The organism is Cellulomonas sp. Root485 (assembly GCF_001426705.1).
In the GTDB taxonomy this organism is placed as follows: Bacteria; Actinomycetota; Actinomycetes; order Actinomycetales; family Cellulomonadaceae; genus Cellulomonas.
Window position 1 is genome coordinate 156435 of the sequence record NZ_LMFC01000002.1, and the last position, 13242, is coordinate 169676.

At 71.6% G+C, this 13242-nt stretch carries 14 protein-coding genes; 11 read left to right on the top strand and 3 right to left on the bottom strand.

Translation table 11 applies throughout. The features are described from left to right. Positions 1 to 34: 34 nt before the first annotated feature. The 3 genes from aceA to ASD16_RS09435 all read left to right on the top strand — a co-directional run bounded on the left by aceA (position 35) and on the right by ASD16_RS09435 (position 3960). Positions 35 to 1333 carry an isocitrate lyase gene (gene aceA, locus ASD16_RS09425; protein ID WP_082570841.1) on the top strand — a complete coding sequence of 433 codons (1299 nt, stop codon included), beginning with the start codon at positions 35 to 37 and terminating at the stop codon, positions 1331 to 1333. A 102-nt stretch (positions 1334 to 1435) separates the two neighbouring features. Then, on the top strand, positions 1436 to 3076 hold the full coding sequence (aceB, locus tag ASD16_RS09430) for a malate synthase A (protein ID WP_055916175.1): 1641 nt from the start codon (positions 1436 to 1438) through the stop codon (positions 3074 to 3076). A 104-nt stretch (positions 3077 to 3180) separates the two neighbouring features. Further along, complete coding sequence (locus ASD16_RS09435) at positions 3181 to 3960, top strand: SDR family oxidoreductase (protein WP_055916177.1); 780 nt, start codon at positions 3181 to 3183, stop codon at positions 3958 to 3960. Positions 3961 to 3963: 3 nt separating this feature from the next. Here the strand turns inward: ASD16_RS09435 and ASD16_RS09440 are convergent, their stop codons facing one another. Next, positions 3964 to 4716 carry a DUF2510 domain-containing protein gene (locus tag ASD16_RS09440; RefSeq protein WP_162250293.1) on the bottom strand — a complete coding sequence of 251 codons (753 nt, stop codon included), beginning with the start codon at positions 4714 to 4716 and terminating at the stop codon, positions 3964 to 3966. Between the two features lie 388 nt (positions 4717 to 5104). On the opposite strand from ASD16_RS09440, the gene map reads away from it, so the two are divergent. The 4 genes from map (at position 5105) to ASD16_RS09460 (ending at position 8626) form a co-directional block, all read left to right on the top strand. Next, positions 5105 to 5869 (top strand): type I methionyl aminopeptidase, encoded by a 765-nt coding sequence (gene map / locus ASD16_RS09445; protein ID WP_082570741.1) that lies wholly within the window; start codon positions 5105 to 5107, stop codon positions 5867 to 5869. A 49-nt stretch (positions 5870 to 5918) separates the two neighbouring features. Further along, the gene (locus ASD16_RS09450) at positions 5919 to 6569 is read left to right on the top strand and encodes a nucleotidyltransferase domain-containing protein (protein ID WP_082570742.1); all 651 of its coding nucleotides are present in this window, start codon (positions 5919 to 5921) and stop codon (positions 6567 to 6569) included. A gap of 29 nt (positions 6570 to 6598) precedes the next feature. Next, positions 6599 to 6982, top strand: coding sequence for a hypothetical protein (locus tag ASD16_RS09455; RefSeq protein ID WP_157453876.1), 384 nt, complete (start codon positions 6599 to 6601; stop codon positions 6980 to 6982). Between the two features lie 126 nt (positions 6983 to 7108). Continuing rightward, complete coding sequence (locus ASD16_RS09460) at positions 7109 to 8626, top strand: CoA-acylating methylmalonate-semialdehyde dehydrogenase (RefSeq protein ID WP_055916186.1); 1518 nt, start codon at positions 7109 to 7111, stop codon at positions 8624 to 8626. Positions 8627 to 8752: 126 nt separating this feature from the next. On the opposite strand, the gene ASD16_RS09465 is transcribed toward ASD16_RS09460, so the two are convergent. Then, a complete protein-coding gene (locus ASD16_RS09465; RefSeq protein WP_055916188.1) occupies positions 8753 to 9679 on the bottom strand; it encodes an NADP-dependent oxidoreductase in 927 nt (308 codons plus the stop codon). 111 nt (positions 9680 to 9790) lie between these two features. Here ASD16_RS09465 and ASD16_RS09470 point away from each other — a divergent pair, with 111 nt between their 5' ends. Continuing rightward, entirely contained in the window at positions 9791 to 10255 is a 465-nt protein-coding gene (locus tag ASD16_RS09470) for a low molecular weight protein-tyrosine-phosphatase (protein ID WP_055918192.1), read from the top strand. A 7-nt stretch (positions 10256 to 10262) separates the two neighbouring features. Continuing rightward, positions 10263 to 10745, top strand: coding sequence for a glutathione peroxidase (locus ASD16_RS09475; RefSeq protein ID WP_055916190.1), 483 nt, complete (start codon positions 10263 to 10265; stop codon positions 10743 to 10745). Here ASD16_RS09475 and ASD16_RS09480 read toward each other — a convergent pair. Then, a complete protein-coding gene (locus ASD16_RS09480; protein ID WP_055916192.1) occupies positions 10742 to 11737 on the bottom strand; it encodes a magnesium and cobalt transport protein CorA in 996 nt (331 codons plus the stop codon). The two genes, ASD16_RS09475 and ASD16_RS09480, sit on opposite strands and share 4 nt — an antisense overlap. A 103-nt stretch (positions 11738 to 11840) precedes the next feature. Between ASD16_RS09480 and ASD16_RS21390 the strand changes: the two genes are divergently transcribed. Both ASD16_RS21390 and ASD16_RS09485 read left to right on the top strand, forming a co-directional pair. Further along, entirely contained in the window at positions 11841 to 12014 is a 174-nt protein-coding gene (locus tag ASD16_RS21390; RefSeq protein ID WP_082570743.1) for a DUF1508 domain-containing protein, read from the top strand. Between the two features lie 51 nt (positions 12015 to 12065). Further along, positions 12066 to 13241 carry a pyridoxal phosphate-dependent aminotransferase gene (locus tag ASD16_RS09485; protein ID WP_055916194.1) on the top strand — a complete coding sequence of 392 codons (1176 nt, stop codon included), beginning with the start codon at positions 12066 to 12068 and terminating at the stop codon, positions 13239 to 13241. Position 13242: the final 1 nt, after the last annotated feature.

The window sequence follows — 13242 nt, forward strand, 5'->3', positions numbered from 1 at the left end:
GGCCGAGAAGAACGCCCCAATGACGGAGGACACGATGAGCACGTACAGGCACGGCGACCAGACCGAGACCGCGGCCGAGCTCGCGGCGAGCTGGGACCTCGACGCGCGCTGGGCCGGCATCCGCCGCACCCACACCGCCGAGGACGTCGTCGCCCTCCGGGGGTCGGTCCGCGAGGAGAGCACGCTCGCCCAGCGCGGCGCCGAGCGGCTCTGGGAGCTCCTGCACTCGCGCACCCTGGTGCCGGCACTGGGGGCACTGACCGGCAACCAGGCCGTGCAGCAGGTCCGCGCGGGACTCGAGGCGATCTACCTGTCCGGCTGGCAGGTGGCCGCCGACGCCAACCTGTCCGGCCAGACGTACCCGGACCAGTCGCTGTACCCGGTGAACTCGGTGCCCGCGGTGGTGCGTCGGATCAACAACGCGCTCCTGCGCGCCGACCAGATCGAGTTCGCCGAGACCGGTCGCCGGTCCCGCGAGTGGCTCGCGCCGATCGTCGCCGACGCCGAGGCCGGGTTCGGTGGGCCCCTGAACGCCTACGAGCTCATGCACTCGATGATCTCCGCGGGCGCGGCGGGCGTGCACTGGGAGGACCAGCTCGCGGCCGAGAAGAAGTGCGGCCACCTGGGCGGCAAGGTGCTCGTCCCGACGTCGCAGCACGTGCGAACCCTGTCCGCCGCGCGGCTCGCGGCCGACGTCGCCGGGGTGCCGACGGTCATCGTCGCCCGCACCGACGCGCTCGGCGCGGACCTGCTGACGTCGGACATCGACCCCCGCGACGAGCCGTTCCTCACCGGTGAGCGGACCGCCGAGGGTTACTACCGGGTGCGCCCGGGCCTCGACCCCGTCGTCGCCCGCGCCGAGGCGTACGCGCCGCACTCCGACCTGATCTGGGTGGAGACGTCGACCCCCGACGTCGCCGCCGCGATCGAGTTCGCGGAGCGGATCCACGACAGGTTCCCCGGCAAGCTGCTCGCCTACAACTGCTCGCCGTCGTTCCACTGGCGCTCGCAGCTGGACGACCTGCAGATCGCGCGGTTCCAGCGGGAGCTGGCCGGCCACGGGTACGTGTTCCAGTTCATCACCCTGGCCGGGTTCCACGCCCTCAACCACTCGATGTTCGACCTCGCCCGCGGCTACGCCGAGCGCGGCATGAGCGCGTACGTCGAGCTGCAGGAGGCCGAGATCGCCTCCGAGTCCGACGGCTACACCGCCACGCGTCACCAGCGCGAGGTCGGCACCGGCTACTTCGACCGCGTCGCCACCGCGATCAGTCCCGAGAGCGCCACCCTCGCGCTCGCCGGCTCGACGGAAACCGCCCAGTTCACCCACTGACCTCCCGCGAGCTCGGTGCTCCGCGTCGAGCTCGGTAGCTGCACCTACCGAGCTCGACCGGAACCACCGAGCTCGGCGGCCCCAGAACCAGGAGCACCCGCCATGACCATCACCATCACACCGCCGACCACCCGACCTCGGCTGGAGATCACCGGACCCGACGTCGCCGGGACCGACCAGATCCTCACCTCCGAGGCGATCGACTTCCTCACCGACCTGCACGTCCGGTTCTCCGGCCGACGCCACGACCTGCTGCTGGGCCGCCAGCACCGCCGCACGCGGTTCTCCAACGGCGCCGACCCCGACTTCCTGCCCCTGACGGCGGGCATCCGGGCGGACTCGGGCTGGCGCGTGGCCGGCCCCGGACCGGGCCTGGAGGACCGCCGCGTCGAGATCACCGGCCCCACCGACCGCAAGATGACGATCAACGCGCTGAACAGCGGCGCGAAGGTCTGGCTGGCGGACATGGAGGACGCCACCAGCCCGACGTGGACCAACGTCATCGGCGGGCAGCACTCGCTGTTCGACGCCATCCGTGGGCAGATCGACTTCACGTCCCCGGAGGGCAAGGAGTACACGGTCGGTTCGGTGACCCCGACCATCGTGTTCCGCCCGCGCGGCTGGCACCTGACGGAGAAGCACCTGGAGTTCACGGACCGCGCGGGCCAGATCTGCGCGGCGTCCGCGAGCCTCGTCGACGCCGGCCTGTACCTGTTCCACAACGCGCAGGCCCTCATCGACTCCGGCCGCGGGCCGTACCTCTACCTGCCCAAGCTGGAGGGACACCTGGAGGCACGCCTCTGGGACGAGATCTTCCGGTTCACCGAGACCTACCTGGGCCTGCGGTACGGCACCATCCGCGCGACGGTCCTCATCGAGACCATCACGGCCGCGTTCGAGATGGAGGAGATCCTCTACGAGCTGCGCGACCACTGCGCCGGCCTGAACGCCGGCCGCTGGGACTACATCTTCAGCGTCATCAAGAACTTCCGCGCTCGCGGACCTCGGTTCGTCCTGCCGGACCGCGGCAGCGTCACGATGACGGTCCCGTTCATGAAGGCGTACACCGAGCTGCTCGTCGCCACCTGCCACAAGCGGGGCGCGCAGGCCATCGGCGGCATGAGTGCGTTCATCCCCGACCGCCGCGACCCGGAGGTCACCGACAAGGCGTTGGCGCAGGTCAGGGCCGACAAGCAGCGCGAGGCAGGGCAGGGGTACGACGGCACCTGGGTGGCTCACCCCGACCTCGTGCCCGTCGCCCGGGAGGTGTTCGACGAGGCCCTCGGCGACCGCATCGACCAGCGGCACCGCCTGCGTGAGGACGTCCACGTCACCGCGGCGCAGCTGCTCGACATCCCGTCCGCCGGCGGCGGTGAGCCCGGAGCCGTCACCGACGGTGGGCTGCGCGGCAACGTGTCCGTGGGGGTCCGGTACCTCGAGGCATGGCTGCGGGGCATCGGCGCCGTCGCCATCGACCACCTGATGGAGGACGCCGCGACGGCCGAGATCTCGCGGTCGCAGGTGTGGCAGTGGGTCCACCAGGGCGTCGTGACCGCCGAGGGCACCCGCATCGACGCCGCGCGGGTCGAGCAGGTGCTCACGGAGGTGCTGGCCGACCTCCCGCGAACGGCCGACGACCGGTACGACGACGCGGCGGACCTGTTCCGGCAGGTCGCGCTGGCCGAGGACTTCCCGACGTTCCTCACCGTGCCGGCGTACACGCAGTTCCTGGTCGTGCACTGACCAGCCAGTGACCGACGCAGCCCGGGCCGCCCATCCGGTCCGGGCTGCGTCGCGTCCGGCAAGGGGCTCGTCGGCACCCCGAGCTGTGCGCCAGGATGTCCCGCATGGTTGACGACGTACGCCCTGTGCTGGTGACCGGTGGGACCGGGACCCTGGGCCGAGCCCTCGTCCACACGCTCCTCGACGCCGGGGTCCCCGTCCGCGTGCTCAGCCGTCGCGACCGCTCTCCCGCGGCGCCGCCCGAGGCGCAGTGGGCGGTCGGCAACCTGCTCACCGGCGACGGGCTGTCCGAGGCGGTGACCGGGGTGAGCGCGGTGGTGCACTGCGCGAGCGACCCGCGCAGGCCCGACGACGACCTCGACGCCGCGGTGCAGCTGCTGCTCGCCGCCCGCGCGGCCGGGGTCCCGCACCTCGTGTACGTGTCGATCGTCGGTGTCGACCGCGTCCCGTTCGCGTACTACAAGGCGAAGCACCGGGTGGAGGAGATCGTCGAGGACGGCGGCGTGCCGTGGACGATCCTGCGCGCCACGCAGTTCCACGACTTCGTCGCGACCCTCCTGGACTACCTCTCGCGCGGACCGGTCGCTCTGGCGCCGGCGGGGATGAGCGACCAGCCCGTCGACGTGCGCGAGGTGGCGTCCCGTCTGGCCCAGCTCGTCGCCGCAGGCCCGTCCGGCAGGGTCGAGGACCTGGGCGGCCCGCAGGTGCTCACCACCACCGAGCTCATGCGGACGTACCTCGCGGCGCGGGGTCGGCGTCGACCGGTGTGGACCGTGCCGTTCCCCGGGCCGCTGAGCGGGTTCCGCCACGGGCACCACCTGACGCCCGCGCACGCGACCGGGCGGCTGACGTTCGCGGAGTGGATGCAGTCGCGGTCGCGCTGACCGTCAGCCGAGCTCCCAGGTCCAGTTCCCGGCCTCGTCGACGATCTGGACGTAGACGGTCGTCCGGACACCGTCGGGGTCGACGGCGACGCACTGGAACGACGTCACCTTGCCCGCGACCAGCTGCTCGGGGCACTGCACGGTCGTCGCGACACCGGTCTTCTCGGCGATCCCGGCGGAGATGCCCGACTCGATGGCGAGGGTGTCGATGAGACCCGTCGGCTCGACCGCACCCTGTCCGTCGTCGCCCGAGAGAGCCGCGCGGACGACAACGGTCACCAGGACCGCGCCGATGACCACGCCGACGATCGACAGCCCCAGCGCCCACCGCGCTCGCGTGCGACCCACCGGCTGACCACCGGCGGACTCCAGCGCCGTGGCCCGCCTCAGCCCGACGACTGCCAGGACGATCCCCACGACCGCCGCGACGGGCACACCGAGCACCGAGAGGATCGCGACCACGAGCGCGACCCGCGCCGGGGTGTTCCTGACGGGCGCGTGCTTGCCGCCGTCGTGGTGCGCGTCGTGAGGTGTCGGCGCGCCGAAGTGGGGGGTGTCGGCCGGCTCGGCGACGGGTGCGGCGGGTGGCGGTGGTGGGACGACGACGGATGGCGGCGCGGGGACGACGGGTGTCGGCGCGGGCGTCGGCTGGACGCGGTCGGTCCACCGTGCCCCGTCGAACCAGCGCTGACGGCCCGGGTTGCTGGGGTCGGTGTACCAGCCAGGGGGTGCGATCCCGAAGGATGGAGCGGGCAACGCCACCTCCCTTCATCGCGACAGTGCCGGCGTCGCCCCCCAGCATCGGCACCCGGCGGGGTGAACTTGAGCATTTGCGACGAAACACGCTCTCGGAAAAACCCCTTGGCGCCTCGGCCGAGCCGGACGTACGGTCGTCGGACACGGGAAGGAGGTGGTCCAGGACATGTTCTATTCCAGGACGCGTGAGGTGACTGTCCGCTAGTCGCCCGAAAGTACTCGGACGGATTGCACAGACGATCCGCCCGCAGGCCCACCCGGACCGGCGAGCGAATCCATGGCAGTCACCGCAGCCCGTGGGAGCCGCGACCTCGTCCTTCGCGGCAGGGCCTCCTCGGAGGCCTGGCCCACGGGCTGTTGCCTGCCCATCTCGTGGCAGGCTCTGTGGGTGGCCCTCAAGAACCCTGCTCAGATCACCCAGATGCGCCCCGCCGGGAAGTTCGTCGCGGGAGTGCTCTCCTCCTTGCGTGACGTCGCCCGCGAGGGGATGACGCTCACGCAGCTGGACGCGCACGCGCACCAGATGATCGACGCGGCCGGCGCGCACTCGGTCTACCTGGGCTACCACCCGTCGTTCGGCGCGATGCCGTACCCGGGCGTGCTGTGCACGTCGGTGAACGATGCCGCCCTGCATGGCCTGCCGTCCGACTACGTGCTCGTCGACGGCGACGTGCTGAGCATCGACTTCGCCGCCCAGGTGCAGGGGTGGGTGGCCGACTCGGCGCTGACCTTCCAGATCGGCACCCAGTCACCTGAGGTCACGGCGCTCATCGAGACGACCGAGCGCGCCCTCGCCGCCGGGATCGTCCAGGCACGCCCCGGCGCCCGGATGGGCGACATCTCGTCGGCCATCGGCACCGTCGGTCGCGCCGGCGGGTACGGGATCAACGCCGACTTCGGCGGCCACGGCGTCGGTCGGACCATGCACGAGGACCCGCACGTCCCCAACCTCGGCCGCCCCGGCACCGGGCTGAAGCTCAAGGCCGGCCTCGTCATCGCGATCGAGCCGTGGTTCATGGCGGGCGGCGACGACTACACGATCGACGCCGACGGCTGGACCATCCGCACCGCCGACGGCTCGCTGGCCGCCCACGCAGAGCACACGGTCGCGATCACCCCGGACGGCCCCCTGGTCCTGACAGCCCGCGACTGAGGTTGCAACATATTGCCGATGGTGGAAAGATTCTTCCACCATCGGTACTATGTTGCGAGGCGACGTGGACTGGAACTACCCGGAGCGGGCGTTCGGCAGCGGTCTGGAGGCCCCGGTCCTTCGCGCGCTGTGGCGCGCGGGCACGCACCTCACGGGCGCGCAGGTGCATCGGGTCACAGGTACGGGGACCGATCGAGGGGTCCGCTACGCGTTGGCGAGGCTCGTCGAGCACGGCATCGTGACCGCGACTCCCGTCGGAGGCTCCGTCCTCTACGACCTCAACCACGAGCACCTGACCTACCCGGCCGTCGACGCCGCGTTCCGAGCACTCGATCCGTGGAACCAGCTCGCGACCCGTCTGCAGGCGCTGATCAGATCCTCCTTCGGGCCCGGATCCAGCGACGACGTGACGGTCGCCGTGTTCGGGTCGGTCGCACGCGGTGAGGCAGAGCTCGGTTCGGACCTGGATCTTCTGGTCGTCGTGCCAGACGTCGACGAGCGGGCTCACGCGTTCACGGACCAGCTGGACCGACACGGACGCGACTGGACCGGTCAGCTGGTGCAGGTGTACCTGACCACGCCGGCCTTGCTCGCAACAGCGCGTGAGGCGGACGATCCGATCGTGGCGTCATTCCTCGACGACGCCAAGCGCTTGGTCGGGCCCGACATCAAGGCGCACCTGACCGGACCGCGCCGGTGAGCCCGCGCGGCGGCGCGCGCCTGCGCACCATGTCAGCGACGGACATCCGCACGCGTGCGGCGACGGCCCGCAAGTACCTCGAGATCGGTGAGCTCGTCCACGACGAGGAACCGGACGAGGCGCCGTCCCGCCAGGTCGCCGGCGGGCTCGCGGTTCTGGCCGCCATCGCGGCGTCGGACGCGATCTGCGGGTCGCGCACCGGCTCTGCACCCCAGGGTCAGGACCACGCGCAGGCCGTCTCCGTCCTGGAGGCCACCCAGCCGGACGGGCGGGCGCTGGCGACGCACCTGCGTCGGGTGCTCGACCACAAGGCGAACGCCCACTACGGCACGACCTATCTGACGGACGACACCGTCACCAGCATGCTGCGCCACGCGAGATCGCTTGTCGACGCCCTCGAGTCGACGATCTGAGCACGACGTCCGCGGATTCGTGCGTCCCCACGACCGGATCTGCGGACGTTGGTTGTTCTTGACGGTGGACTTAGATTGGCTCGGTCCGGCAATGCCGTCGGATCACGCACGAAAAGAGGGCCCCTGATGTCCGCGCTCGTCGACACCGCTCCGCTCATCGGTCACGTCGTCGGGGGGCAGGTGACGACGCCCGAGGGGTCGCGGACGCAGGACGTGTTCGATCCGGCGACCGGGCAGGTGACCGGCCGGGTGCTCCTCGCGGAGCAGGCCGACGTCGACGCGGCTGTCGCGGCGGCGGTCGTCGCGGCGGAGAGCTGGTCGCAGGAGCCCGTCGCCAAGCGGACCGCGGTGCTGTTCGCGCTGCGGGAGCAGATCGTGCAGCACACCGACGAGCTGGCCGCGATCATCACGGCGGAGCACGGCAAGGTGCTGGCGGACTCGCACGGGGAGATCGCCCGCGGGCTCGAGGTCATCGAGTACGCGTGCGGCATGCCGCAGCTGCTCAAGGGCGAGTACACCGACCAGGCGGCCATGGGCGTGGACGTGTTCTCGTTCCGCGAGCCGCTGGGCGTGGTCGCCGGGATCACCCCGTTCAACTTCCCTGCCATGGTGCCGCTGTGGATGGCGCCGATGGCGATCGCGACGGGCAACGCGTTCGTCCTCAAGCCGTCGGAGCGGGACCCGTCGGCAAGCCTGTTCCTGGCGAAGATGTGGAAGGCGGCCGGGCTTCCCGACGGGGTGTTCTCCGTGGTGCAGGGCGACCGGGTGGCCGTCGACGCGCTGCTCACGCACCCGGACATCGCCGCGGTGTCGTTCGTCGGGTCGACGCCGATCGCGCAGCACGTGCACGCCACGGCGACAGCCCACGGCAAGCGGGTGCAGGCCCTCGGCGGTGCGAAGAACCACGCGGTCGTCCTCGCCGACGCGGACCTGGACCTCGCGGCCACGCACCTGACCGGTGCGGCGTTCGGGGCGGCCGGTGAGCGGTGCATGGCGATCTCGGTCGCCGTGGTCGTCGACGACGTCGCCGACGCCCTGCTGGAGCGCCTCACCGCCGCAGCGCAGAGGGTCCGCGTGGCGCCCGGCAACGACCCGGACTCCGACATGGGCCCGGTCATCACGCGCGCCTCGCAGCTGCGCATCGAGGAGATCGTCACGGACGCGGTCGACAGCGGGGCCTCGGCACCGGTGGACGGTCGGGGTCACACGGTGGCCGGGCACGAGGACGGGTTCTTCGTCGGCCCCACCATCCTCGACGGCGTCACGACGGACATGCGCGCGTACGCCGAGGAGATCTTCGGGCCGGTGCTCGTCGTGATCCGTGCGGCGGACCTGGCAGAGGCGATCGACCTGGTCAACGCCAACCCGTACGGCAACGGGACCGCGATCTTCACGTCGTCCGGGGACGCGGCCCGCACGTTCCAGCGCGGCGTGAACGTCGGCATGATCGGCATCAACGTGCCGATCCCCGTGCCGGTCGGATGGCACTCGTTCGGTGGCTGGAAGAACTCGCTGTTCGGCGAGAGCCACATCTACGGCCCGGAGTCGGTGCGGTTCTACACGCGCGGCAAGGTCGTCACCAGCCGTTGGCCCGCGAGCCCGGCGACGGCCAAGTTCCACTTCGGCCGCACCACCAGCCACTGACGCAACGTCCGCACTCGACGGGGCTGGAACCCGATGGAGTGCGGACGTCGCGCAGGTCGAGCACGCAACGTCCGCAGTCGAGCGGGGAAGTGCCCCATCGAGTGCGGACGTTGCGGGTCGAGCAGGTCAGGCGACGCGGACGACGACCTTGCCGCGGACGTGGCCGGTCTGGCTCGCCTCGTGGGCTGCCGCTGCGTCGGCCAGGTCGAACACCTCGGCTACGTCGACCTTCACCGTGCCGGCGTCGAGCAGGGCGGTGAGGGCGTCGAGGTCGGCCGTGTCGGGGCGGACCCAGACGTAGTGGCCGCCGAGCTCGTCGCGCGCCGCGGCGTCGACGATGGACGCGACCGTGCCGCCGTCGGCGAGGAGCGCCTTCGACGTCTCGACGAGGTCGTCACCGCCGTAGTCGAGGATGACGTCGATGCCGTCCGGTGCGAGTGCGCGCACCTGGTCGACCAACCCGTCGCCGTACTCCACGGGCTCCGCCCCGAGGCCGCGCAGGTACTCGTGGTTGCGTGCCGACGCGGTGCCGATGACGCGCGCGCCCAGCGACCGGGCGATCTGCACGGCGAACGCGCCGACGCCGCCGGTCGCGGCGTGCACGAGGACGGTCTGCCCGTCGCGCACACCGGCGCGCAGGATGGTCTGGTAGGCCGTCAGCCCGGCCAGCGGGACCGCGGCTGCCTCCTCGAAGGACAGCGTCGACGGCTTGCGCGCGATCGTCCGGACGGGCGCCGCGACGTACTCGGCGAACGTGCCGCCCTGCACCCAGTCGCGGCGGACGTACCCGTACACCTCGTCGCCCACCTGGAGCTCGGGGGTGTCCAGGCCGACGCGCTCGACGACACCGGCCACGTCCCAGCCCGGCACCGCAGGGAAGGTCACGTCCATGATCGCGTCGAGGTACCCGGCGCGGACCTTCCAGTCGACCGGGTTGACCGCGGCGGCGCGCACGCGGACGAGGACACTGTCGGGGCCAACCTTGGGGGTCGGCTGCTCGGTGAGCTCGAGGACGTCGGTGCCGCCGTAGCGGGAGTAGGTGATTGCTCGCATACCTGCCGACAACCAGGCGGCGCCGCGTGATGTTTCCCGTCGTGGCGGACGTCACGTCGCGGAGGTGACCGGGCAGGCGATCATGGCTGGGTGTCGAACCCCTACTCCGTCATGGTCGTCTGCACCGGCAACATCTGCCGCTCCCCGATGGCCGAGATCGTGCTCCGCGAGCGGTTCGCGGCCGCGGGCCTGGCCGACCAGGTGGTCGTCGACTCCACGGGCATCAGCGACGAGGAGCACGGCAACCCGGTGGACCGTCGCGCCCGCGCCGTCCTGGTCGCCCACGGCTACCCGGCCGGCGACGGCCACCGGGCACGCCAGGTCGAGGCCGACGACCGGCGTGACCTGGTGCTGGCGATGACGAGCGCCCACGCCCGCGCCCTGCGCGGGATGGACCCGGTGCTGTACCGGTCCTTCGACCCGCAGGCGGTCGGCAACCTGGACRTCGCCGACCCCTGGTACGGCGGCCCGCGGGACTTCGAGGCCTGCCTGACGCAGATCGAGGCGGCCGCCGACGGCATCGTCGACCATGTGCGCAACGTTCTGGGGAATGCGCGGCCCGTCACGAACAGTTGACCGAGGCATGAGCCTCGACGAGATCCCCCTGACCACCCTGCGCGGCGACACCACGACGTTCGGCGCGTACGCGGACCAGGTCAAGCTCGTGGTCAATGTCGCCTCACGCTGCGGCCTGGCGCCGCAGTACGAGAAGCTCGAGCAGCTCCAGAGGACCTACGGCGACCACGGGTTCACCGTCCTCGGCTTCCCCAGCAACCAGTTCCTGCAGGAGCTCGGCTCCGAGGACGCCATCGCGGAGTACTGCTCGGCGACGTGGGGCGTGACGTTCCCGATGTTCGCGAAGACCAAGGTCAACGGCCGGTCCCAGCACCCGCTCTACGCCGAGCTCACCAAGGCGCCGGACGCGTCGGGCAAGGCTGGTCGGGTCATGTGGAACTTCGAGAAGTTCGTCGTCACGCCCGACGGTTCGGTGCACCGGTTCCGCCCGACGACCGAGCCCGACGCGCCGGAGATCGTCGAGGTCATCGAGAAGGCCCTGCCCGCCTAGAGCCAGGAGTTCCGGCGGAACGCTCGGTGGAGGACGACGCAGATCGCCCCGATGCCCGCCAGCACGATCCAGAAGCCGACCGGCGAGTGCATGGCCGGCAGGTAGTCGAAGTTCATGCCGTACAGACCGGCGATTGCGGTGGGGACCAGCGCGATCGCCGCCCACGCCGAGATCTTGCGCATGTCGGAGTTCTGCTGGACGGTCACGCGATTCTGCTCGACGGTCACCTGCGCGAGGTCGGCCTGCAGGACGTTGGTGAGCAGCGCGTCGGCCGCCTCGATGAGCTCCGCGGCCCGCAGCGCGTGGTCCTGGACGTCGCGGAAGTAGGGGCGGGCGTACGCGGGGATGCACGGCACCTCCTCCTCGGCGAGCCGGGTCAGCGGACCCACCAGCGGCACCACGGCGCGACGGAACTGCTGCACCTCGCGCTTGAGCTTGTAGATGCGCTCGGCGTGGTCGTGGCCCGGGTCGTCGCCGAACACTTGGTCCTCGATCTCGTCGAGGTCCTCGTCGATCGCGGCCGTCACGTCGAGGTACTGGTCGACGGACCGGTCCAGGATCCCGTGCAGCACCGCGGGCGGACCGTGCAGCAGCATCTCGGGGTCCGCCTCCAGCGCGGCCCGCACCTGCGCAGGGATCGTCGTGTCCCCGTGCCGGACGACGATCACGAACCGCTCGCCCAGGAAGATGGCCAGCTCGCTGACCTCCACCACCTCGACGTGGTCCACGTAGTGCACGGGCTTGACCACCGCGAACGTCACGCCGCTGTACCGCTCGAGCTTGGGCCGCTGGTGGGCGCGGATCGCGTCCTCGATGGCGAGCTGGGGCAGCTCGAAGCCCTCGGCGATGGCGTCGAACTCGTCGGCCGTCGGCTCGACCAGGCCGATCCAGACGAACCCGTCCTCCTTCTCGGCCTCGCGCACAGCGACGCGCAGGTCGTCCAGCCGGTGACGGCGACGGCCGTCGGAGTAGAGGGCGCAGTCGACGATCACAGGTCGAAGGCTAGACCGCGCGGTCCGGCGCGTGACGCGGCACACTGGCCGGACCGTCGACACACGCCGACGGCGACCGTGGACGACACCCTCGGAGGCTGGCGTGAAGTTCGAGCTGTACAAGGACAAGGGTGGCGAGTTCCGGTTCCGGATCGTCGCCACCAACGGGAACGTCCTCGCAGCCAGCGAGGGCTACTCGGCGAAGGCGTCCGCGCAGGCCGCCATCGACCGCATCAAGTCGGACGCGGCGGGAGCCGCGGTCGTCGACAACAGCTGACCACCGCACGGGCCCGGCACCGACGCCGGGCCCGTGCGTCACGATGTCCCCATGAAGGTTGCCCGCCGCGCCCACGTCCCACCGTTCGCCGTGATGGAGATCCTGGCCGCCGCCAACGCGCGCAGGGCCGCGGGCGAGGACGTGCTCAACCTCTGCGCGGGCGAGCCGTCGACCGGGGCGTCGGACGTCGTGCGGCAGCGGGCGATCGACCTGCTCACGAGCGGTGGCGGTCTCGGCTACACCGAGGCCCTCGGCGTCCCCGCCCTGCGGTCCGCGATCGCGCAGCACTACCGCGACCGGTACGACGTCACGGTGGATCCCCGACGGGTCGCCGTCACCACCGGGTCCTCCGGCGGCTTCGTCCTCGCGTTCCTCGCGGCGTTCGACGTGGGCGACCGGGTGGCGCTCGCGGTCCCCGGCTACCCCGCGTACGCGAACATCCTGGCCGCGCTCGGCTGCGAGGTCGTGGTCATCCCGTGCGGCCCCGAGACCCGATACCAGCCGACCGTCGCCCAGCTCGCCGCGCTCGACCCACCGGTCGACGGGCTGGTGGTCGCCAGCCCGGCCAACCCGACCGGCACGATGATCGACCCCGACGAGCTCGCCGCGCTCGCGGCCTGGTGCGGCACCCACGGCGTCCGGCTGGTCAGCGACGAGATCTACCACGGCATCACGTACGGCTCCGAGCAGACCGCCACGGCCGCCCAGTACCTCGACAGCGGCGCCGTCGTCGTCAACTCGTTCTCCAAGTACTGGGCGATGACGGGCTGGCGGCTCGGCTGGCTGATCCTCCCCGACGACCTGGTGACGGTCGTCGACGCCCTCGCCGGGAACGTGGCCCTGTGCCCGCCGGCGCTCGCCCAGCACGCGGGGGTCGCCGCGCTCAGCCCCGAGGGGTACGCGTCCGCCCGGCAGAACGTCGAGCGGTACGCCGCCGCCCGGGAGCACCTGCTCGCACGCCTGCCCGAGCTCGGCTGGTCGCGGATCGCCCCCGCCGACGGCGCGTTCTACCTGTACGGCGACATCTCCGCCAGCGGCCTCGACTCGATCACGTGGTGCGCGCGGCTGCTCGACGAGGCCGGCGTGGCACTGACGCCGGGCACCGACTTCGACCCCGTCGACGGGCACCACTGGGTGCGGCTCTCGTTCGCGTCGTCCGTCGACGTGGTCCGCGCCGCGGTGGACCGGATCGTCGCGTGGCAGCGGACGCTGGACCCGACCCCGTGAC

What these genes read in the sequence shown, in the direction of transcription:
- ASD16_RS09460 (WP_055916186.1), top strand. Translation starts at nt 7,109, where the DNA reads ATGTCCGCGCTCGTCGACACCGCTCCGCTCATCGGTCACGTCGTCGGG.
- ASD16_RS09450 (WP_082570742.1), top strand. Translation starts at nt 5,919, where the DNA reads ATGTTGCGAGGCGACGTGGACTGGAACTACCCGGAGCGGGCGTTCGGC.
- ASD16_RS09455 (WP_157453876.1), top strand. Translation starts at nt 6,599, where the DNA reads ATGTCAGCGACGGACATCCGCACGCGTGCGGCGACGGCCCGCAAGTAC.
- ASD16_RS09465 (WP_055916188.1), bottom strand. Translation starts at nt 9,679, where the DNA reads ATGCGAGCAATCACCTACTCCCGCTACGGCGGCACCGACGTCCTCGAG.
- aceA (WP_082570841.1), top strand. Translation starts at nt 35, where the DNA reads ATGAGCACGTACAGGCACGGCGACCAGACCGAGACCGCGGCCGAGCTC.
- ASD16_RS09475 (WP_055916190.1), top strand. Translation starts at nt 10,263, where the DNA reads ATGAGCCTCGACGAGATCCCCCTGACCACCCTGCGCGGCGACACCACG.
- ASD16_RS09485 (WP_055916194.1), top strand. Translation starts at nt 12,066, where the DNA reads ATGAAGGTTGCCCGCCGCGCCCACGTCCCACCGTTCGCCGTGATGGAG.
- ASD16_RS09435 (WP_055916177.1), top strand. Translation starts at nt 3,181, where the DNA reads ATGGTTGACGACGTACGCCCTGTGCTGGTGACCGGTGGGACCGGGACC.
- aceB (WP_055916175.1), top strand. Translation starts at nt 1,436, where the DNA reads ATGACCATCACCATCACACCGCCGACCACCCGACCTCGGCTGGAGATC.